Source organism: Streptomyces sp. NPDC033177 (assembly GCF_055577715.1).
In genome coordinates, this window is sequence record NZ_JBVIPS010000008.1 from 221,638 (window position 1) to 243,092 (window position 21,455).

A 21,455-nucleotide genomic window follows, 5' to 3' on the forward strand; every position below is an offset into this window, starting at 1 on the left:
GCCGCCGTCGGAGCCCTCGCGGGTGAGGGTTGGGCCTGAGTGTCAGTGGGGCGTGGCAGGATCGGGGACGTGGCAGAAAAAGCAGCGAAGAAGAAGTCCGAGACCGCGACGAAGCCGAGTGGTGAGCAGCGTCCGCGCCTGCTCCTCATGGACGGGCACTCCCTGGCCTACCGGGCGTTCTTCGCGCTGCCCGCGGAGAACTTCACGACCGCGACGGGCCAGCCGACGAACGCGATCTACGGCTTCGCGTCGATGCTGGCGAACACCCTGCGCGACGAGGCGCCCACGCACTTCGCGGTCGCCTTCGACGTCTCGCGCAAGACGTGGCGCTCCACGGAGTTCCCCGAGTACAAGGCGAACCGCTCCAAGACCCCGGACGAGTTCAAGGGGCAGGTCGAGCTGATCGGCGAGGTCCTCGACGCGATGAACGCCGTGCGGTTCGCGGTGGACGGCTTCGAGGCCGACGACGTCATCGCCACCCTCGCCACCCAGGCCGAGGCGGCCGGCTTCGACGTCCTGATCGTCACCGGCGACCGCGACTCCTTCCAGCTGATCACCGACCACGTGACCGTGCTGTACCCGACCAAGGGCGTATCGGAGCTGACGCGCTTCACCCCGGAGAAGGTCGAGGAGAAGTACGGCCTCACGCCAAGCCAGTATCCGGACTTCGCGGCCCTGCGCGGCGACCCGTCCGACAACCTCCCCGGCATCCCCGGAGTGGGCGAGAAGACCGCCGCGAAGTGGATCAACCAGTTCGGGTCCTTCGCCGACCTCGTCGAGCGCGCCGAAGAGGTCAAGGGCAAGGCCGGACAGAACTTCCGCGACCACCTGGACGCGGTGAAGCTGAACCGCCTCCTCACGGAGATGGTCCGCGACGTCGAGCTCCCCAAGCAGGTCACCGACCTGGAGCGCGCTCCGTACGACCGCACGGCCCTCGCCATGGTCCTGGACACCCTGGAGATCCGTAACCCCTCGCTGCGGGAGCGGCTCCTGGCCGTCGACCCCGGCGCGGAGGAGGCCGATCAGACCCCGGCCGAGCCCGGCGTGGAGCTGGACGGCACGGTGATCGGCGCGGGTGAGCTCGCCCCGTGGCTCACCGAGCACGGCAACGCGGTCCTCGGCATGGCCACGGTCGACACCTGGCAGCTCGGCACGGGCTCGGTGACCGAGGTCGCCCTTGCCACGGCCGGGGGAGCGGCGGCCTGGTTCGACCCCTCCCGCCTGGACGAGGCCGACGAGAAGGCCTTCGCCGCCTGGATCGCCGACCCGAAGAAGCCCAAGGTCCTGCACAACGCCAAGGCCACGATGCGGGTCTTCCCCGAGCACGGCTGGTCGGTGGACGGCGTCTCCATGGACACGGCGCTCGCCGCGTACCTGGTCAAGCCCGGCCGCCGCTCCTTCGCCCTGGACGCCCTGTCCCTGGAGTATCTGGGCCGGGAGCTCGCTCCCGCCGGGGCGGCCGACGGGCAGCTCGCCTTCGGCACGGAAGAGGACGACCAGGCCGAGGCCGACGCACTGATGTCGCAGGCCCGCACGATCCTCGACCTGGGCACGGCCTTCGGCGAGAAGCTGCCGGAGGTCGGCGCGGGCAATCTCCTCACGGACATCGAACTGCCCACGTCGATCCTCCTCGCCCGCCTGGAGCGGCACGGCATCGCGGCGGACCGCGCCCATCTGGAGGCGATGGAGCAGCAGTTCGCGGGCGCGGTGCAGCAGGCGGTGAAGGAGGCGCACGCGGCGGCCGGCCACGAGTTCAACCTCGGTTCGCCCAAGCAGCTCCAGGAAGTCCTCTTCGGCGAGCTGAACCTCCCCAAGACGAAGAAGACCAAGACCGGTTACACCACGGACGCCGACGCCCTGGCCTGGCTCGCGGCCCAGACCGAGAACGAACTGCCGGTCATCATGCTGCGCCACCGCGAGCAGGCGAAGCTCCGTGTCACGGTCGAGGGCCTGATCAAGTCGATCGCCGCGGACACCCGTATCCACACGACGTTCAACCAGACCGTCGCGGCGACGGGCCGCCTGTCCTCCACCGACCCGAACCTCCAGAACATCCCCGTCCGCACGGACGAGGGCCGGGCGATCCGCCGCGGCTTCGTGGTCGGCGAGGGCTTCGAGTCCCTGATGACCGCGGACTACAGCCAGATCGAACTGCGCGTGATGGCGCACCTCTCCGAGGACGAGGGCCTCCTGGAGGCGTTCGGCTCGGGCGAGGACCTGCACACGACGGTCGCCTCCCAGGTCTTCTCCGTCGAGGGCTCCGCCGTCGACGCCGAGATGCGCCGCAAGATCAAGGCCATGTCGTACGGCTTGGCGTACGGCCTCTCCGCGTTCGGCCTCTCCCAGCAGCTGAACATCGAGGCGGGTGAGGCCCGTGCCCTGATGGACACCTACTTCGAGCGGTTCGGCGGCGTACGCGACTATCTGCGCCGAGCCGTCGACGAGGCCCGCGCGACGGGGTACACGGAGACGATGCTGGGCCGCCGCCGCTACCTCCCCGACCTCAACAGCGACAACCGCCAGCGCCGCGAGATGGCCGAGCGGATGGCCCTGAACGCCCCGATCCAGGGCACGGCCGCGGACATCGTCAAGATCGCCATGCTGAACGTGCACCGCGCGTTGACGGAGGCGAAGCTCGACTCCCGCATGCTGCTCCAGGTGCACGACGAAATCGTCCTGGAGATCGCTCCGGGCGAGCGCACCGAGGTGGAGGAGCTGGTCCGCCGCGAGATGGCGGGCGCGGTGTCGCTGCGGGCGCCGCTGGACGTGTCGGTGGGCGTGGGGCCGGACTGGGAGTCGGCAGCACACTGATCGCGACGGGCTTGAGCGGCATTCTCGGCGCACCGCCCCCTCACCGGCTTCGCCGAGTTCGTCCTCAATCGCCGGACGGGCTCAACGCGGAGAGCGAGATCAGCCAAGTGCCCGACGGTTGGGCCCCGTCCGAACAGGACGCGGCCAACCGGTGAAAATCGGGCACGAACGGGTGTCTGGGCGCCGGAAGTTGTCGTAGTGTCGCCTGCGTCGGCCCGCTGCGGAGCAGCACGGGGAACCAACCGAGCGGGCGGCGACACGCACAGTCGTCAAGGGGAGGGGTCCACGGTCATGGCGGCGGTATTCGGCAGGCGGTTGCGCAGGGGAGCGGTGACCACCGCGGTGGCCGCGGCGGCGGTGGCCGCGCTCGCGGCCTCCCAGGCCCCGGGCGTGACGGACGTCCCTCGCGGCGAGCGGGCGGGGGCATCAGGCGCCACGCCGCCGGCCGAGGACTCCGCGACCGGCAACTCCCCCTATTACACCGATCTGCCGGAGCTGAAGAGCCCGGTCCCGCCGACCGGAGCGCCCGACGGCGGCACCGGCGACGCGGAAACCGACTCGGAGATCCCGGCCACCGTCCTCGACGCGTACAAGAAGGCCGAGGCCTCCCTGGCCACCTCCAAGCCGGGCTGCAACCTCCCCTGGGAACTGCTCGCCGCGATAGGCAAGGTCGAGTCCGGGCAGGCGCGTGGCGGCCGCGTGGACGCGAGCGGCACGACGATCGGAGAGATCCTCGGCCCGCCTCTCAACGGCAACGGCTTCGCGAAGATCACCGACACCGACAACGGCGCGTACGACGGCGACAAGACCCACGACCGCGCGGTCGGCCCCATGCAGTTCATCCCCTCGACGTGGGAGACCTGGGGGCAGGACGGCAACGCGGACGGCAAGTCGGACCCGAACAACATCTACGACGCCGCGCTCGCCGCCGGAAGCTACCTCTGCGCGAACGACCGCGACCTGTCCGTCGACGCCGATCTGCGCAAGGCGATCCTCAGTTACAACCACTCGACGGACTACCTGAACACGGTCCTGAGGTGGCTGGAGCACTACCGCAAGGGCATCAGCGAGATCCCCGACGGCACGGGCGACCTGCCGGGCGACCGCAGCGACAGCAACGTCCCGGGCACGAGCCCCACGCCTACGCCCCCGGCATCCGGTTCGCCCTCGCCGAAGCCGCCCAAGTCCGGCGACGACAAGCCGAGCGACAAGCCCTCCGAGCCCGGCAACGGCGGCGGCGGCTCGACCACGCCTCCCCCGCACGGCGGCGACACCGAGAGCCCCACGCCCTCCCCGCCGCCCACCGACCGGGTCGCACGCCTGGAGGACGCCGGCACCGGCAAGCTCGCCGCGACGGCGGGCGACACCTTCGCCGAGCGCGTCGAGGTGCGCACGAAGGCCGCCTCCGGCTCCGGCGTGGCCAAGGCCAAGGTGCGGTTCGTGATCGTCGGCGACACCGACGCACGCTTCTCCGGCGGCGCCACCAGCGCGACCGTCACCACCAGCGCCACCGGCAAGGCCACCGCCCCGGCACTCAAGTCGGGCGAGAAGACCGGTCAGTTCACGGTCCGGGCCACCGTCGTCGGCCGGTCGCTGCCCGGCCTCACCTACACGGCGACGGTCACCGCGCGCCAGGCCGACGCCCTGACCAGGACCAGCGACACGGCGCTGACCTGCGAGCCGGGCAAGGAATTCGCCGAGCAGGTCGAGGTCAAGGCGACGTACAAGGGAGAGGCCGCCGACCGCGTGGCGGCCACCGCCACCATGATCAAGTCGGCGGCGGACGCCACGGCCAACGACAAGGGCCCGTACTTCAAGGACGCGGAAGGCAAGCCGGTCCGCACCCTCAAGGCCCTGAAGACGGACGCGAACGGCGTGCTCAAGCTCCCCAAGATGTACGCCGACGACGCGGCGGGCACGTACCTGCTGCGCGTCACCACCGCGGGCGGCGCGACGCTCACGGTCGAACTGAAGGTGGCGGCACCCGCGGCCTAGCCGCACGCACCACCCGCACGCACCGCACACAAGCAACGCCCCTGCGCCCGCCCGGCGCAGGGGCGTTGCTTGTGTGTGCAACGTGTTCTCATCTGGCCGCCGCATTGCTACGGTGCCCCAGCCCTGACGCCCTGTCAGTTCATGGTCGGCACCCACGATGCCGTCCGTCTTCCGCCTCGGGAGGATCCGCATGCGCGCTCTCATCGCCGCCGCGACCGGTCTTGCCGTCGCCTTCGCCCTGGTCCTGACCATCACCGCGATGGGGGCCCCGCCCGGCGAGACCTCGCCGGAGCCGCTGCTCACCACCGTCCCCAAGCACCCCTGACTCCCTAGGGAGGGCCGCCGCGATGCGCCGCAAGGCCAGCCTGATCCTGCTCGCCTTCGCCGTGTTCTTCACGGCGATGTCCCCGCTCATGCGCTGGTACGCCTTCCCGCGCCTCGCCAAGATCCCGCCGAGCCAGTACCAGGAGGCGGTGCTCGAGGCGAAGAACCCGACCCTCATCGACTACGGCAGCATGCAGGCCAAGAAGATCGACAAGGTCACCATCGTGCAGACGCTCAAGGGCAACGTGGAGGCCTCGGAGAAGATCGAGAAGAGCGCGGATCGTGACGTCGTCGTCTGGGACGCCCTCTCCTACGTGCAGGACGGCGACGGAAAGATGGTGTCCAAGGTCCCCGAGCGCTACATCTTCGACGCGCACAGCCAGGAACCGGTGCACGCCACCGGCGAGATGGTCGACGGAGACCCGGTCAAGCGTGCGGGCATCGAGTTCAAGTGGCCCTTCCTCACGGAGAAGCGGGACTACGAGTACTTCGACGCCCAGGCCCGCGTCACCAAACCCATCCACTACAAGGGCACGCAGACCTTCCGCGGCGTCGACGTCTACTACTTCGAGCAGACCATCCCCTGGACCAAGGTGCCCTTCCCCAAGACCATGCCGGTCAAGGGCATCACCCCGGAGTCCCTCGCCAAGACCGGCACCACGCGCTGGTACACCACCGTCCGCAAGTTCTGGGTCGAGCCGACCACCGGAGCGCCCGTCTACGGCGAGGAGATCCAGAAGAACGAGCTGCGCGGCGGCACGCTCCTCGGTGACCGCGACAAGGTCACGGTCTTCGCGGGCCACGTGAAGATGCGCGAGGACTACATCAGGGACACGGTCGACCTGGTGAAGTCCCAGCGCGTCCTCGTCCTCCTCATGACGTCGTATCTCCCCTGGGGCTTCCTGGGCCTCGGCCTGCTCCTGCTGGCCCTCTCCCTGTGGCTGGAGGCCCGCAGCCGCAGGCCCGGTGATCCGGAGGCCACGGCGGCGCCCGAGCCGGAACCGGTCAACGCCTGAGCCGGGCGTTGGTGAACCGCGTCGCCTCGGCGGCCGCCGGGTCCTCCGGCCACGGATGCTTCGGATACCGCCCGCGAAGCTCGGCCCGCACGGCCCGGTAGCCGTCCCGCCAGAAGGAGGCAAGATCGGCGGTGACGGCGGCGGGGCGCCCCGCAGGGGAGAGCAGGTGCACGAGGAGGGGCACGCTGCCGTCCGCGATCCGCGGGGTCTCGGCGAGCCCGAACATCTCCTGCAACTTCACCGCGAGCACGGGCTGTTCGGGGTCGGAGTAGTCGATCCGGATCCTGGAACCACTGGGCACCGCCACCCTTTCCGGGGCGAGCGCGTCGAGGCGCGTCGCCTCGCCGGTCGCCCAGGGAAGAAGCCGGTTCAGGGCCTGCCCCGCGTCGATGCGCCGCAGGTCGGCCCGGCGCCGCGCCTTCGACAGCTCGGGCTCCAGCCATTCGTCCACGCGCGCGTGCAGGGCGCTCTCGGACACGTCGGGCCAGGGCGCGCCGAGATGCTGGTGCAGGAACGCGAGCCGCTCCCGCAGCTCCCGTGCGCCCTGGGACCAGTTCAGGAGGGCGGTCCCTTCCTCCCTGAGCCCCGCGAGCAGCCCTTCCCGTACGAGTTCAGGGGCGGGCTTCTTGAGAGGCCGCACCGTCAGCTCCACGGCACCGAGCCGCTCCACGTGCCGCGCGACGAGATCCCCGTCGTCCCAGGCGACCTCGTCCCCCTCGCCGTGGAGCGAGGCGGCCGCGCTCCGGGCGACGTCCTCGTCGATGTGCCCGCCGAGCAGCACGCGCGCGTGCCCCGCGCCCACCGGCCGGTCGGCCACGGCCACGGCGATCCACTCCGCACCGGTCAGCGCGGACCCGGACCGCACCTCGGCACGGGTCCCGTTCACCATGAGGTACGCCCCGTCGCCGCGGCTCCGGGCGACCCGCTCGGGGAAGGCGAGCGCAGCGACGAGCCCGGCGACGTGGTCGTCGCTCCAGCGACCCTGCGGCTCTCGCCCCGCCCGCCCGCCACTTCCCCGGGATGATCCGGCACCGTCTTCTTCCCGCCCGCCCGCCCGTTCTCCGGCTTCGAGCGGCAACTCGGCTACCTCCGGAGCATCTCCGTCGGCTCTGGGGTTTCGGGTGGGCGGGTGGGAGAGATCCCGCGCCGGAGGCGCGGGCTCCGAAGCTGCCGGAGGCGGCGTACCAGCTCCCGGCAGCGACGCCGCAGCGACCAGCCTCCGCACCTCCGTGCGCCACCGCGCCGCGTACCCGTCCCCGCCCCGCCGGGCAGCGCGCCAGGCCGCCGCGAGGTCGTCCCCGTACTCACGCGGCGGCTCCTCGCTGAGGAGGGCCACCACCTCGGCCGCGCGGCGCGCGCCCACGAGGGGGGCCGCGTCGAGCAGGGCCCGCGCCAAGCGGGGGTGGAGGCCGACCCGCGCCATGCACGCGCCCCGGTCCGTGACCTGCCCCGACTCCGGGGACACCGCGCCGACCGCGGTCAGGACGGACCGAGCCGCCGCCATCGCCCCACCCGGCGGGGGATCGAGCAGCGCGAGACCGGAGGCGTCAGGATCGCCCCAGCAGGCCGCCTGCAGCGCGAACGCGGAGAGGTCCGCCAGCTTGATCTCCGGCGCGGGAAAGCGCGGCAGACGGGCATCCTCCGCCTCCGCCCAGCACCGGTACACGGCCCCCGGCGCCTCACGTCCCGCACGGCCGGCCCGCTGCCGTCCCGCCGCCTGCGAAGCCCGTACGGTCGTCAGCGCGCTCAGCCCGCGCGCGTGGTCGACGCGCGGCTCACGCGCGAGCCCCGAATCGACGACGACCCGCACCCCGGGCACTGTCAGCGACGACTCGGCCACCGAGGTCGCGAGGACCACCCGCCGGGTGCCGTCCGACCCCGCGAGCACCGCGTCCTGCACCGCAGCGGGCGCCCGCCCGTGCACCTGAAGGACCTCCGCGGACACGTCCCCCAACTGCCCCGCGACCCGCGCGATCTCGCCGACGCCGGGCAGGAAGCACAGCACGTCCCCGTCCCGCTCGGCGAGCGCCCTCCGCACCACCGACGCCACATGCGTGAGCAGCGCCGGATCCACCCGCATCCCGTGCGGCGGCCGCACCGGACGGGCCGGCGGCGCCCAGACGACCTCCACCGGATGCGAGGTGCCCCGCGCCTCCACCACGGGAGCGTCCCCCAGGATCCGCGCCCACCCCTCCGCGTCCGTCGTCGCGGACGCGGCCACCAGGCTCAGCTCGGGCCGCAGCGCCGCCCGCACGTCGACCAGGAACGCCGCCACGGTGTCCGCGTCCAGATGCCGCTCGTGGCACTCGTCGATGATCACGACGTCCACACCGGCCAACTCCTGGTCCCGCTGCAGCCGCTGCAACAGGACACCTGTCGTGACGACCTCCACGCGCGCGTGGCGTCCCACGACACGCTCACCGCGCACCGTGTACCCGACGCTCTCGCCGACCTTCTCGCCGAGCAGCCACGCCATCCGCCGCGCGGCGGCCCGGGCGGCGATGCGCCGGGGCTCGGCGACCACCACACGACGTACGGGCGCGTCCCCCAGAAGCCCCGCCAGGGCCAGCGGCACCAGCGTCGTCTTGCCCGTACCGGGAGGCGCGCACAGAACGGCGCCGCCCGGCCCCTCCAGAGCGGAACGCAGCGCGGGCAGCGCGCCGCTCACGGGCAGATCCAGGGCTTCGTTACGCAGACGGGTCACGCACTCAGTCTCGTACGCACACGAAGATCGCCGACCCCGGGATCAGGTTCCCGCGCAACGGGGACCAGCCGCCCCACTCCTGGGTGTTCCACGCGGGCCACTCCGGCTCCACCACGTCGACCAGCCGCAGACCGGAGGCCACGATGTCCCGCACCCGGTCGCCGAGCGTCCGGTGGTGCTCCACGTAGACCGCGTTCCCGTTCTCGTCCTGCTCCACATAGGGAGTGCGATCGAAGTAGGAGGCCGACACGGAGAGCCCCTCGGGACCCGGCTCGTCCGGGAACGCCCAGCGGATGGGGTGCGTCGCGGAGAACACGAACCGGCCCCCGGGGCGCAGGACGCGCCGCACCTCCTTGAGGACCAGCACGGGGTCGGCGACGAAAGGCATCACCCCGTAGGCGGAGCAGACGAGGTCGAAGGCGCCGTCCTTGAAGGGCAGCACCCCGGCATCGGCCTGGACCAGCGGAACGCTCCCGCCGATCCGCAGCGCGTGCTGCAGCTGGCGGTGGGAGAGGTCGAGGGCGACCGGACGCGCGCCCTGCGCGGCGAGCCAGCGCGAGCACTGCGCCGCGCCCGCGCCGATCTCCAGGATGTCCTTGCCCTTCAGCTCCTCGGGCGGGCCGAGCAGCTCGGCCTCCACCTCGTCGAGACCTTCGGGACCCCACACGAACCGGTCGTCACCCAGGAAGGTGCCGTGCTCGATCTGGTAGTCGTCGGCGTTCCTGTCCCACCAGCCACGATTGGCGCGGCTGCTCTCCGTGACCCCAGCGTCACGGCGGGTGGCCTCAGGCTCGGATGTCTCGGGCGTCTCGGGCAGCTCGGACTCTTGGATGATCGGCTCCATCGTCGTACTCTTCCGTCTGGCTTCGTCGAGGCTCGTCGCGGTGAGGCGCTCGCGGGACGCCGCGAAGGCGTCGCGACAGGGCGCTGTGCGGCCCATGTGGCCTCACGCGACAGCATTTGTGCCGGGTTTGCGGCGTTCCGCCCCGGGTGTGCGCCTTCGCGCATTGACCCTGTCCGGCTGCCCCCGTATGCTACAAGTTGCGCTGCGAGCCTGCCGTCCTCAGACCTAGCAGGACGCGCTCGCATCTGTTGTATGTCCCCTCGGTTGTCGAGGCGCCTTCCGTTTCTTCGGAAACTCAGGAATCGGCGCTTCCCAGGCTGTCCGGCTTCTTCAGAGCGAAATCGGTTCTGGCGCTAGCAGTACCTACGACTTCTGTCCGTACCGGAGCCCTTTCCCACATGACGAGCAGCACCGAGACCACCGCCACCACTCCGCAGGTAGCGGTCAACGACATCGGTAACGAGGAAGCTTTCCTCGCCGCGATCGACGAGACGATCAAGTACTTCAACGACGGCGACATCGTCGACGGCGTCATCGTGAAGGTCGACCGGGACGAGGTCCTGCTCGACATCGGTTACAAGACCGAAGGCGTCATCCCGAGCCGCGAGCTCTCCATCAAGCACGACGTCGACCCGAACGAGGTCGTCGCGGTTGGTGACGAGATCGAGGCCCTGGTCCTCCAGAAGGAGGACAAGGAAGGCCGTCTGATCCTGTCCAAGAAGCGCGCTCAGTACGAGCGTGCCTGGGGCACGATCGAGAAGATCAAGGAAGAAGACGGCATCGTCACCGGTACCGTCATCGAGGTCGTCAAGGGTGGTCTCATCCTCGACATCGGCCTCCGTGGCTTCCTGCCGGCTTCCCTCGTCGAGATGCGCCGCGTCCGCGACCTCCAGCCTTACGTGGGCAAGGAGCTCGAGGCCAAGATCATCGAGCTGGACAAGAACCGCAACAACGTGGTCCTGTCCCGCCGTGCCTGGCTCGAGCAGACCCAGTCCGAGGTTCGCCAGACGTTCCTCACGACCCTGCAGAAGGGTCAGGTCCGCTCCGGCGTCGTTTCCTCGATCGTCAACTTCGGTGCGTTCGTGGACCTCGGCGGCGTCGACGGTCTCGTGCACGTCTCCGAGCTTTCCTGGAAGCACATCGACCACCCCTCCGAGGTTGTCGAGGTCGGCCAGGAAGTCACCGTCGAGGTTCTCGACGTGGACATGGACCGCGAGCGCGTGTCCCTGTCGCTCAAGGCGACGCAGGAAGACCCGTGGCAGCAGTTCGCCCGTACGCACCAGATCGGGCAGGTTGTTCCCGGCAAGGTCACCAAGCTCGTTCCGTTCGGTGCGTTCGTGCGCGTCGACGAGGGCATCGAGGGCCTGGTCCACATCTCCGAGCTGGCCGAGCGCCACGTGGAGATCCCGGAGCAGGTCGTCCAGGTCAACGACGAGATCTTCGTCAAGGTCATCGACATCGACCTCGAGCGTCGCCGGATCTCGCTGTCGCTGAAGCAGGCCAACGAGTCCTTCGGCGCCGACCCGTCGGCCGTCGAGTTCGACCCGACCCTGTACGGCATGGCCGCGTCCTACGACGACCAGGGCAACTACATCTACCCCGAGGGCTTCGACCCCGAGACGAACGACTGGCTCGAGGGCTTCGAGACCCAGCGTGAGGCTTGGGAGGGTCAGTACGCCGAGGCGCAGACGCGCTTCGAGCAGCACCAGGCCCAGGTCATCAAGTCCCGCGAGGCGGACGCCCAGGCCGAGGCCGAGGGTGCTGCGGCTCCCGCGTCCTCGTCCGGTGCCCCGGCTGCCGGTGGCAGCGGTGGCGGCGGCGGCGGTTCGTACTCCTCGGAGTCGGACGACAACTCCGGCGCCCTGGCGTCGGACGAGGCGCTCGCCGCTCTGCGCGAGAAGCTCGCCGGCGGCCAGAGCTGAGGCTCTCCGCTAGGCGGTAACAGCTGAGAATTGCGGGCCCGTACCTCTTCGGAGGTGCGGGCCCGCAGTGCGTTCGCTCGCCGCCGTCGTGAACTCGGCCACCCCTTACGGGTGTTCGCCGTGACACAAGAAGCCGTCGTGAAGAGGCGGCGGAGGGAATGCGCGCGTCGTCGCGGGCGTTCTGGTGTACGAGTCACGACGAAGAGGGCGAGGAGCGGTCACAGTGCTTGATCCGCAGGATTTGTACGCATGGGAGCCGAAGGGCCTTGCCGTCGTCGACATGGCACTCGCCCAGGAATCGGCCGGACTGGTCATGCTCTACCACTTCGACGGCTACATCGACGCGGGTGAGACCGGCGACCAGATCGTCGAGCGCCTCACGGACAGCCTGCCGGGACAGGTGGTCGCACGCTTCGACCACGACCGTCTCGTCGACTACCGCGCGCGCCGCCCGCTGCTCACGTTCCGGCGCGACCGCTGGACGGACTACGAGGTGCCCACGCTCGAGGTGCGGCTGCTCCAGGACGCCACGGGCGCGCCCTTCCTGCTGCTGTCCGGACCCGAGCCGGACATCGAGTGGGAGCGTTTCGCGGCGGCGATCGAGCAGATCGTGGAGCGGCTCGGCGTGCGCCTCGCGGTGAACTTCCACGGCATTCCCATGGGCGTGCCGCACACCCGCCCCGTGGGCCTCACGCCGCACGGCAACCGCACCGACCTGGTGCCGGGGCACCGCAGCCCCTTCGACGAGGCGCAGGTGCCGGGCAGCGCCGCCTCACTCGTCGAGTACCGCCTCCTGGAGGCGGGCCACGACGTGCTCGGTGTCGCCGCGCACGTCCCGCACTACATCGCGCGCTCCGCGTACCCGGACGCCGCCCTCACGGTCCTGGAGACGATCACCGCGGCGACGGGCCTCGTGCTGCCGAGCGTCGCGCACAGCCTGCGTACGGAGGCGCACCGCACCCAGACCGAGATCGACCGGCAGATCCAGGAGGGCGACGAGGAACTGGTCGCCCTCGTGCAGGGACTTGAGCACCAGTACGACGCGGCGGCGGGCGGCGACGCGCGCGGGAACATGCTCGCGGAGCCCATGGACATTCCGTCGGCCGACGAGATCGGTCAGGAATTCGAGCGCTTCCTCGCCGAGCGGGAGGGCGACGCGTAGCGCAGGGGGCCACCCCCTAAGCTGCCGGTCATGCTGAAGGTGGGCCTGACCGGCGGTATCGGCGCCGGCAAGAGTGAAGTATCGCGTCTCCTCGTCGCGTCGGGAGCCGTGCTGATCGACGCCGACAAGATCGCGCGGGAAGTCGTGGAGCCCGGAACTCCAGGCCTCGCCAAGGTCGTTGAAGCCTTCGGCCAGGAGATCCTCGCTCCGGACGGCACCCTCGACCGGAAGAAGCTCGGCTCGATCGTCTTCGCCGACCCCGAGAAGCTGGCCGCGCTGAACGCCATCGTGCACCCCCTGGTCGGTGCCCGCTCGGCCGATCTTGAGGACGCGGCTCCAGACGACGCGGTGGTCATCCATGACGTGCCGCTGCTCGCGGAGAACGGCCTGGCACCCCTGTACGACCTGGTGGTGGTCGTCGACGCGAGCCCCGAGACCCAGCTGGACCGCCTCGTACGGCTGCGCGGCATGAGCGAGGCGGATGCTCGCGCGCGGATGGCCGCCCAGGTCACGCGCGAGAAGCGTCTGGAGATCGCCGACCTCGTGATCGACAACGACGGCCCGCTGGAGGGCCTGGAGCAGCGGGTCGGCGTCGTGTGGGCGGACCTCGCGGGGCGGGCGCGGGCGGCCTAGAGGGGCGTACTGGCTCTGTCCTTGGAATAGGTGTCGGCGTGCGGGGCGTTGACACAGTGCAGCGAGGGAAGGAGTCACGCGTGCCCGAAATAACCCCGGAGACCCATGTCATCGACTTCCGTGCGGCGGAGCAGCTCCTTGCCGCGCGGGATCCCAGAGGCGCCGTGAAGCTGCTCGACACGGTCATCGCGGCCCACCCCGAGAACACGGCGGCGCGGCTGCTGCGGGCTCGTGCCTTCTTCGCCGCCGCCCAACTGCGTGCTGCCGAGCTGGAGTTCAGCATCGTCCTGGAGCGTGAGCCGGACAACGCGTTCGCGCACTTCGCCCTCGCCCGCACGTACGAACGCGCGGCGCGGCCCGACCAGGCGCGACGCCACTTCCGGCTGGCCGCGGCGCTCGACCCGCAGCCGGATTACCTGGCGGCGGCGCGCTTCGACGACGAGAGCTGACCGAGAGCTTCCCGAGGGCTGCCGGAGAGCTGACCAAGGGCTATCCGGCCCTCGGAGGCTCGTACGGCGGGATGTCACGGCCCGGCTGGTAGTGCGGGCCCTGGTGCATGTGGCGCAGGATCATCGCCATGTCGGCGGTGACGATCAGCCAGAGCGCGCCGCACACGGCGGCCCACCCGGGACGGCCCGTCATGGCGAAGGCGACGGTGCCGAACGTGGCCCAGACCAGACCCCACACGCTGAGCCAGAAACGCATGCGCAGCGGACTGCGCGCGGTCACCGGTTCACTGCCTGTGCGCATCACGAGAGGTCATCTCCTCCCTGTCCGCCGTGCTCCCCGGACGTCTCCACTTTCCAGGATCCACCCGGGGGCGGTGGACCGGAAGGGCCCGAGGCTTCAAGATCGTAGATGCGACGATCGGGGGTATGGCTGTGCTGGACGTACTGAGGAACCGGGCGAGGACCGACAAGTGGCTCGCGGAGTGGCTGGAGGGCCTTGAGGCCGCGGGGGAGCCACGGGCCGAGGCGGTGCTGCCCACGGCCGACGAGCTGCCGGACGTGCTGCTCGACCTGGCCGTGCCGCACGAGGACATCAACGACCTGGTGGCCCTGCGCGGGCGGCTGCTGCGGGACCCGGAGGCGCGGTGGCTGCTCGACCGTGGCGTCGACGCGATGGTGCGGGACATGGGGAAGGTCGGTGATGACCCCCAGTACCCACCCTTGCCGGCGGAGCTGGGCGCGCTCGGGACCTTCTTTTACGTGTTCGTCTTCGTGGCGACCGTGCCGCACGTACGCGCGTATCACCGGAGCCGTGGCATCCCGGACGACATCTCCCGGCGTACGCTCGCGGACCTCGGGCGGCACATGGCGGTCCACCGCCGGGCGCGTGGTGGCCCCGGGCTGCTGCACCCGGGCTGGAACGCCCTCCACTTCCGGGGCGAGCTCTACCAACTGGGGCGGCTGCAGTTCCAGCGCGCCGTGCTGGGTGAGCGGATGGGCGGGGCGGTGGGCGCGGCGGGGCACTCCGCGGGCCGGGGCGACCCCTGTCTGAACCTCCACATAGCCGACTTCCGGGGGCCGCTGTCCCCGGAGTCCTGCGACCGCTCGATGGCGCTGGCCCGGGAGTTCTTCGCGCGGCACTATCCGGAGGAGCGATATGAGACAGCCGTGTGCCACTCCTGGCTGCTCGACCCGCAACTGAGGCAGTACCTTCCGGCGGACTCGAACATCGTCCGCTTCCAGGAGCGCTTCCGCCTGGCGGCCGGATATGAGCGTCGGCCGGACGACGCGACCCCCGTCGCCTTCGTCTTCGGCGACCGCGACCGGCCCGTGGCCGAACTGCCGAGGCGGACAAGGGTCGAGCGGGCCGTGGGCGACCATCTGCGGGCGGGCGGCCATTGGTACGGGGAGCATGGCTGGTTCCCGCTGTAGACGGCGGGACCTTCGGGCGAGGCGGGAACCGGGCCCCCGGAGCGCTTCGTTGAGGTGGCATGACTGTGGAGATGCGTGAGGGATACGAGGGGACGGGGCCCGGGGCGATCACGCCGGACGGCTGCGCGGTCGAGCTCTACACGCGCCTGTCCGTCGGGGACGAACCCGATGTCGTCGCCGGGGCGGTGCCGGCCGGGGCGCACATCCTGGAGCTGGGCTGCGGCGCGGGACGGGTGACGCGGCCGCTCCTTGAGCGGGGGTTCCGGGTCACGGCGGTGGACGAGTCCGCCGAGATGCTGGAGAAGGTCTCCGCGCTCGACGGTCGGGTGCGCACGATCCGGAGCCCGATCGAGACACTCGACCTGGGGGAGCGGTTCGAGGTGGTGATGCTCGCGTCGTTCCTCGTGCACGACGGTGACACGGCGGTGCGACGCGGGATGCTGCGGGCCTGCCGCAGCCATGTGACGGACGACGGCTGTGTGCTGATCCAGCGGGAGGGCGCGGACTACCACACGAACCTGCCGAGGGAGCGGGTCGACCCGGCGGGCTACACGGTGCGGATCCTGTCGGCGGAGCCGCTCGGCGACGGCGTGAACGAGGTGCGCGCGGAGTACGTCTTCCCGGACGCCGTATGGACCCAGACGTTCCGCGCCCGGCCGCTCACGAAGGAGGAGTTCGAGCATGCGCTGGAGGAAGCGGGACTCAGGGTCGACAAGTACCTGACGGAGGACGGGACGTGGGTCCGGGCGCTGCCGATCAGGTAGTCCGGCGTGGTGCGGAGATGGTGTGCTGACGGGCGATGAGTTCCGTGCGGCGGCCCGGTCTATCCAGGTGACAGCAAGCACAACACCCCCTGCTCACCGAGGAGATCACCATGACCACGACCGCCGCCTCCGCCACTGCCGCCTCCGCCACGCCCACCGTCGCGGGCCGCCGCTCCGTGCGCATCACCCTGCGCACGGTCCAGGTGGTGCTCGGCCTGTTCTTCGTTCTCGCCAGCGGTACGCCGAAGCTGACCGCACATTCCACGGCGGTCGAGACCTTCGAGAGACTCGGGTGGGGCGCCCCGGGAATGTACTCGATCGGCGTGCTGGAGGTGCTCGGCGGGATCGCACTGCTGATTCCGGTGCTCAGTTCCGTCGGCGCGACGGCCCTGGTCGGGCTGATGATCGGTGCGTTCATCGCGAGCGTGTCCGCGCTCGGCGGGGAGAACGCCGCCACGCCGCTCATCCTGATCCTGCCGCTCGCGTGGATCGCGTGGGCGCGGCGCGGGCAGACCACGGAGCTGGTCCGTCTCCTCGCACGGCGCGGGAAGTGAAAGCCGGGACACCGGGACAGGGGCGTGGTCAGCCCTCGATGCCGCGCAGGCGTTCCAGCTCACGGCGGTCGCGCTTGGTGGGGCGACCCGTTCCCCGGTCCCGGATGCCGGCGGGGGCCACGGCCTCGCGGGGCGGCGGGGGAGGGCTGTTGTCGACGTAGCACTCGACGGCCACCGGGGCGCCGACGCGCTTGCGGATGAGGCGCTTGACGATGACGACGTGTTCGCGGCCGCCCGCGTGGCGCAGGCGCACCTCGTCACCGACGTGGACGCCGTAAGCGGGCTTCACGCGCTCGCCGTTGACCCGCACATGGCCGCCCTTGCAGGCCGCCGCGCCCGCGGAGCGGGTCTTGACCAGGCGTACGGACCAGATCCAGGCGTCGACACGCACCGAGCCTCCGGCCGCACCCGCGCCCGGAGCCGTGCCCGCCGGAGCTCCACCGGTCCCGTCACCGCTGCCCGCACCGCCTGAATTCTGCGAAGCCATGCCCCGACTTTACTGCCTGCCCGGCGGTTCAAGGCCGGTGTCATGGCTGTGCGGCAGCAGTGCGGCATCCCCGCCCGCCCGGCGAGCCGCACGGAAACCGCTCCCCTCGGAGTCCGATAATTCGGTCTATTCGCCGCAAAGCGGGATGTAGACCGAGGGGTGCCGCCCATGAAGCTCGAAGCCACCGTCGATGGCCTGATGGACACGTTGCGGGCCGACCTCGTACGCCTCGCCGCGATCCCGTCGATCGCCTTCCCCGGCTTCCCGGCCGCACCGGTGCACGAGGCACACGCCCTGGTGGCCGAGCTGTTGCGGGAAGCGGGGGTGCCCCATGTCGAGCGGCTCGACCTGCCGGACACCGCACCCGTGATCTACGGGGAGATCCCGCCGCCGACCCCCGAAGCGCCCACGGTCCTGCTCTACGGCCACTACGACGTCCAGCCGCCCGGCGACGAGAGCCTGTGGAAGTCGCCGCCCTTCGAGCCGACCCCCATCGACGAGGCGGGGGGCGGCCTGCGCGCCCGCGGCATCGCGGACGACAAGTCCAACGTCATCGCGCACCTGGGAATGCTGCGGGCCTACGGCGGACGCCCGCCCGTCGGAATCAAGATCGTCATCGAAGGCCAGGAGGAGTACGGCAGCGCCTTCGACAATTACCCGCCCACCGATCCCGAGCGTTTCGCCTGCGATGCCATGGTCGTCGCCGACCTCGGCAACCTCCGGCCGGGCACCCCCACCCTCACCACCGCCCTGCGCGGCGCGTCCGAGGTCGTGGTGGAGGTGCGCACCCTCGACGAGCCGCGCCACAGCGGGGAGTTCGGCGGCGCGGCGCCCGACGCGCTGCTCGTGCTGCTCAAGGCCCTGGCCACCCTGCACGACGTACACGGCGATGTGGCCGTGGAGGGGCTGCGGCGCGAGGACTGGAGCGGCACGGGTTACACCGACGGGGAGTTCCGCGAGCTCGCCGGGGTGGTGGACGGGGTGCCGCTCGTCGGCAGCGGCAGCCTCGGCGAGCGGCTCTGGAGCGGCCCAGCCATCACCGTCGTCGGCCTGGACGCGCCCAGCGTCGAGCACGCGGCGTCGGCCGTCGTGCCGTACGCGCGCGCCAAGCTGAACCTCCGCTTCCACCCCCGTCAGGGCGCGAAGGAGGCCCAGGCGAAGCTGGTCGACCACCTGCGCTCGCTCACCCCCTTCGGCGTCCCCCTCACCGTCACGCCCGGCGACACCGGCCCCGGCTACGAGGCCGCGACCGGCGGCCCCGCCTACCGCGCCGCCCGCGCCGCGCTCAAGGAGGCCTGGGGCGAAGAGGCCTCGTTCGTGGCGACCGGCGGCTCCATCCCGCTGGTCAACGGTCTCGCGAAGGCGGCACCCGGCGCCGAGGTCCTGCTCTTCGGCGCCCAGGACAGCATGTGCAATCTGCACGCCCCGAACGAACGAGTCCTCTTCTCCGAGCTGCGCAACACGGTCGTCGCCATGGCGGCCTTCGTGCGTGAGTACGCGGCAGGCTTCGGCGGCTCCGGTGCCTCCGCGGAGAGCGGCGCATGAGTACCACCGCGACCGACCCCGGCACCGAAGAGCCGCAGCACAAGAGGAAGTTCACCTTCCCCAGCGCCCTGACCATCCTCGCGATCGTCACCGTCGCCGTCTGGCTGCTCGCCTTCCTCATCCCGTCCGGCGCCTACGACCGGAACGACAAGGGCGCCCCCGTCCAGGGCAGTTACCACCGTGTCGACTCGGGCCAGACCTTCGTCGACCGGCTCAACGACCTCTTCCTCGCCCCGGTCAACGGCCTGTACGGCATCCAGGACGAGAAGTCGGGCGTGGTCGGGCCCGACCTGGCCGGTGAGCTGTACGGCAGCGCGGGCGTCTTCCTGTTCGTGCTGGCCATCGGCGCGTTCATCACCGTCGTCTTCGCCACCGGCGCCCTCGACCGCGGCATCGGCCGCCTCGCCCACCGGTTGCGCGAGCGCGGCGCGATGCTGATCGCGGGCGTGATGCTCGTCTTCTCCGTCCTCGGCACCGTCGAGGGCTTCGCGGAGGAGACGCTCGGCTTCTACGGCCTGATCGTGCCGCTGATGCTCGCCCTCGGCTACGACCGGATGGTCGCGGTCGGTGCGATCATCCTGGGCGCCGGAATCGGCGTGCTCTGCTCGACGGTCAACCCGTTCGCGACCGGCGTCGCCTCGTCCGCCGCCGACATCTCGCTCGGCGACGGCATCATCCTGCGGTTCGCGATGTGGATCGTCCTGACCGCCGTCACCATCGCCTACGTCATCCGCTACGCGAAGCGCGTACAGAAGAACCCGGCTCGTTCCCTCTCCGGCTTCCTGCCCGGCGACCGGGAGCAGACCGCCGCCGACGCGGGCGAGGTGCCCGAGCTGACACGCCTGCACAAGGCCGTGCTCGTCCTGGTCGCGCTCGTCTTCGCGTTCATGATCTTCTCGGTGGTGCCCTGGTCGAGCGCGCTCACGGGCGACGCGGACGCGCAACCGTACGGCTTCGAACTCGGCTGGTCCTTCCCGCAGTTGGCGGCGCTCTTCCTCGTGGCGGCCGTCCTCGTCGGGTGCGTGGCACGGATGGGCGAGCAGAAACTCAGCTCCACCATCACCCAGGGGGCGGCCGACTTCATCTCGCCCGCGCTGGTCATCGTGCTCGCCCGCGGCGTCACGGTGATCATGAACAACTCGAAGGTCACGGACACCGTCCTGCACTCCATCGAGGGCGTGGTGAAGGGCACGTCCTCCGGCCTCTTCGCGATCATCGTCTTCGTCGTGAACCTGCCGCTCGCCTTCCTCATCCCGTCCACCTCAGGCCACGCGACCCTCGCCATGCCGATCCTCGCCCCGCTCGCCGACTTCGCCGGGGTCTCGCGCTCCGTCGTCGTCACGGCCTGGCAGGCGGCGAGCGGCTGGATGAATCTGTGGGTCCCGACCACGGCCGTGACCATCGGCGGCGTCGCACTCGCGAAGGTCGGTTACGACAAGTACCTGCGCTTCGTGTGGCCGCTGCTCGCCATCCTGTTCGTCCTGATCTGCGCCTTCGTGGCGCTTGGAGCGGCTCTCACATGACAACGAACGCACCAGCCACAGCCACGCCCGCCGCGGCCCGCCCTTCGGCCGCCGCCTACCGCAACCTCGCCGTGGCCACCGTCGGGTTCACCCTCACCTTCTGGGCGTGGGACCTGATCGCGCCGCTCGGCAGCGACTTCGGGGAGCGGCTCCGGCTCTCCTCGTTCTCGCAGTCCCTGCTGGTCGCCGTGCCGGTCATCGTCGGCTCGCTCGGCCGCGTCCCGGTCGGCGCGCTCACCGACCGCTACGGCGCCAAGCTGATGTTCCCGCTGGTCTCGGCGCTCACCATCGTGCCGGTGCTGCTGATCATCCCGGCCAAGGACAACTACGTCGCGATGCTCGCGGTCGGCTTCCTGCTCGGCCTCGGCGGGACGACGTTCGCGATCGGCATCCCGCTGGTCAACTCCTGGTTCCCGCCCGCGCACCGCGGCTTCGCGCTCGGCGTCTTCGGCATGGGCATGGGCGGTGTGGCGCTCTCCGGTTACTTCACGCCCCGTATCGCCAGGCACGGCGAGAACCTCCCGTTCCTGGTCGTGGCGATCGGCCTCGCGGCGTTCGCGGTGCTCGCGGCGCTGCTCATCACCGACCGTCCCGACCGGCCGGTGCCGACGAGCCCCCTCACCACCCGCCTCGGTGAGGCAGGACGACTTCGGGTGACCTGGGAGCTTTCCGCGCTGTACGCGATCGGCTTCGGCGGCATCGTCGCCTTCGGGGTCTATCTGCCCACCTACCTGAAGACCTGGTACGACCTCTCGCCCACGGACGCGGGCACCAAGGCGGCCGGGTTCGCGCTGGTCACGGTCATCTTCCGGCCCATCGGCGGCTGGCTCTCGGACCGTGTCCACCCCGCCTCCGTCACCTCGGTCGCGCTCGCCGTCGTCGCCGTCTTCGCCATCGCCCAGGCCTTCGAACCGTCACTGAACCCGGGCGGCACGATCTGCTTCCTGGTCATGGCGGCCGGGCTCGGCACAGCGAGCGGCAGCGTCTTCGCCCTCGTCTCCCAGGTGACACCACAGGCGCAAGTCGGCTCCGTGACGGGAATCGTGGGAGCGGTGGGCGGCCTCGGCGGCTTCGTCCCCCCGCTCGTCATGGGCGCGATCTACAGCGCCAAGGACTCGTACTCGATCGGGTTCATGCTGCTCTCGGACCTGGCGCTCGCGGGCTGCGTGTACGCGTACGGGCGGATGCGGGGGCTGCGGGCCTCGTAGCCCGGCTGGATGGGCCGGCTGCGGTCTGGGGCGGAGTCCCGCGTAGGACTAACCCTGTTCCTCTTCGCCGAAGAGATGCCACA

The 21,455-nt window shown here is 70.8% G+C and carries 18 protein-coding genes; 14 read left to right on the plus strand and 4 right to left on the minus strand.

The window, feature by feature from the left end; genetic code table 11:
* The first annotated feature begins 69 nt into the window (after positions 1-69).
* From polA to pgfA, 4 genes are all read left to right on the plus strand, one after another.
* Positions 70-2,811, plus strand: a complete 2,742-nt coding sequence (gene polA, locus ACZ5U5_RS27325) for a DNA polymerase I (protein WP_469026540.1) — start codon at positions 70-72, stop codon at positions 2,809-2,811.
* Between the two features lie 291 nt (positions 2,812-3,102).
* A complete protein-coding gene (locus ACZ5U5_RS27330; RefSeq protein ID WP_469026542.1) occupies positions 3,103-4,806 on the plus strand; it encodes a lytic transglycosylase domain-containing protein in 1,704 nt (567 codons plus the stop codon).
* Positions 4,807-4,996: 190 nt separating this feature from the next.
* Positions 4,997-5,131 (plus strand): SPW_0924 family protein, encoded by a 135-nt coding sequence (locus tag ACZ5U5_RS27335; protein ID WP_361045215.1) that lies wholly within the window; start codon positions 4,997-4,999, stop codon positions 5,129-5,131.
* Between the two features lie 22 nt (positions 5,132-5,153).
* A complete protein-coding gene (gene pgfA / locus ACZ5U5_RS27340) occupies positions 5,154-6,146 on the plus strand; it encodes a cell envelope lipid trafficking protein PgfA (protein WP_469026545.1) in 993 nt (330 codons plus the stop codon).
* Here pgfA and ACZ5U5_RS27345 read toward each other — a convergent pair.
* Both ACZ5U5_RS27345 and ACZ5U5_RS27350 read right to left on the minus strand, forming a co-directional pair.
* Entirely contained in the window at positions 6,136-8,850 is a 2,715-nt protein-coding gene (locus ACZ5U5_RS27345) for an ATP-dependent RNA helicase (RefSeq protein ID WP_469026547.1), read from the minus strand. The two genes, pgfA and ACZ5U5_RS27345, sit on opposite strands and share 11 nt — an antisense overlap.
* 4 nt (positions 8,851-8,854) lie before the next feature.
* Positions 8,855-9,694, minus strand: a complete 840-nt coding sequence (locus ACZ5U5_RS27350) for a class I SAM-dependent methyltransferase (RefSeq protein WP_469026549.1) — start codon at positions 9,692-9,694, stop codon at positions 8,855-8,857.
* 398 nt (positions 9,695-10,092) lie between these two features.
* Here ACZ5U5_RS27350 and rpsA point away from each other — a divergent pair, with 398 nt between their 5' ends.
* The 4 genes from rpsA to ACZ5U5_RS27370 all read left to right on the plus strand — a co-directional run bounded on the left by rpsA (position 10,093) and on the right by ACZ5U5_RS27370 (position 13,860).
* Positions 10,093-11,616 (plus strand): 30S ribosomal protein S1, encoded by a 1,524-nt coding sequence (rpsA, locus tag ACZ5U5_RS27355; protein ID WP_469026551.1) that lies wholly within the window; start codon positions 10,093-10,095, stop codon positions 11,614-11,616.
* Between the two features lie 223 nt (positions 11,617-11,839).
* Positions 11,840-12,778, plus strand: coding sequence for a PAC2 family protein (locus tag ACZ5U5_RS27360; RefSeq protein ID WP_469026553.1), 939 nt, complete (start codon positions 11,840-11,842; stop codon positions 12,776-12,778).
* A gap of 30 nt (positions 12,779-12,808) precedes the next feature.
* Complete coding sequence (coaE, locus tag ACZ5U5_RS27365; protein WP_469026556.1) at positions 12,809-13,411, plus strand: dephospho-CoA kinase; 603 nt, start codon at positions 12,809-12,811, stop codon at positions 13,409-13,411.
* 80 nt (positions 13,412-13,491) lie between these two features.
* A complete protein-coding gene (locus tag ACZ5U5_RS27370; RefSeq protein ID WP_469026558.1) occupies positions 13,492-13,860 on the plus strand; it encodes a tetratricopeptide repeat protein in 369 nt (122 codons plus the stop codon).
* A gap of 40 nt (positions 13,861-13,900) precedes the next feature.
* Here ACZ5U5_RS27370 and ACZ5U5_RS27375 read toward each other — a convergent pair whose 3' ends face one another.
* Complete coding sequence (locus tag ACZ5U5_RS27375; protein WP_469026561.1) at positions 13,901-14,161, minus strand: DUF6343 family protein; 261 nt, start codon at positions 14,159-14,161, stop codon at positions 13,901-13,903.
* Between the two features lie 227 nt (positions 14,162-14,388).
* Here ACZ5U5_RS27375 and ACZ5U5_RS27380 point away from each other — a divergent pair, with 227 nt between their 5' ends.
* The 3 genes from ACZ5U5_RS27380 to ACZ5U5_RS27390 all read left to right on the plus strand — a co-directional run bounded on the left by ACZ5U5_RS27380 (position 14,389) and on the right by ACZ5U5_RS27390 (position 16,609).
* Positions 14,389-15,291, plus strand: a complete 903-nt coding sequence (locus ACZ5U5_RS27380; RefSeq protein WP_469027106.1) for an acyltransferase domain-containing protein — start codon at positions 14,389-14,391, stop codon at positions 15,289-15,291.
* 71 nt (positions 15,292-15,362) lie between these two features.
* Positions 15,363-16,055 carry a class I SAM-dependent methyltransferase gene (locus ACZ5U5_RS27385; RefSeq protein WP_469027108.1) on the plus strand — a complete coding sequence of 231 codons (693 nt, stop codon included), beginning with the start codon at positions 15,363-15,365 and terminating at the stop codon, positions 16,053-16,055.
* 110 nt (positions 16,056-16,165) lie between these two features.
* Positions 16,166-16,609 carry a DoxX family protein gene (locus ACZ5U5_RS27390; RefSeq protein ID WP_469026563.1) on the plus strand — a complete coding sequence of 148 codons (444 nt, stop codon included), beginning with the start codon at positions 16,166-16,168 and terminating at the stop codon, positions 16,607-16,609.
* Positions 16,610-16,637: 28 nt separating this feature from the next.
* Here the strand turns inward: ACZ5U5_RS27390 and ACZ5U5_RS27395 are convergent, their stop codons facing one another.
* Positions 16,638-17,096: an RNA-binding S4 domain-containing protein gene (locus ACZ5U5_RS27395; RefSeq protein ID WP_469026565.1), complete on the minus strand. Its 459-nt coding sequence runs from the start codon at positions 17,094-17,096 to the stop codon at positions 16,638-16,640.
* Between the two features lie 168 nt (positions 17,097-17,264).
* Between ACZ5U5_RS27395 and ACZ5U5_RS27400 the strand changes: the two genes are divergently transcribed.
* From ACZ5U5_RS27400 to ACZ5U5_RS27410, 3 genes are read left to right on the plus strand one after another with little or no spacing between them, the layout of a single operon-like run.
* Positions 17,265-18,641, plus strand: coding sequence for a M20/M25/M40 family metallo-hydrolase (locus ACZ5U5_RS27400; RefSeq protein ID WP_469026568.1), 1,377 nt, complete (start codon positions 17,265-17,267; stop codon positions 18,639-18,641).
* Complete coding sequence (locus ACZ5U5_RS27405) at positions 18,638-20,164, plus strand: YfcC family protein (protein WP_469026570.1); 1,527 nt, start codon at positions 18,638-18,640, stop codon at positions 20,162-20,164. The genes ACZ5U5_RS27400 and ACZ5U5_RS27405 overlap by 4 nt, the downstream gene beginning before the upstream one ends.
* On the plus strand, positions 20,161-21,372 hold the full coding sequence (locus ACZ5U5_RS27410; protein ID WP_469026572.1) for an MFS transporter: 1,212 nt from the start codon (positions 20,161-20,163) through the stop codon (positions 21,370-21,372). The genes ACZ5U5_RS27405 and ACZ5U5_RS27410 overlap by 4 nt, the downstream gene beginning before the upstream one ends.
* Positions 21,373-21,455 lie beyond the last annotated feature (83 nt).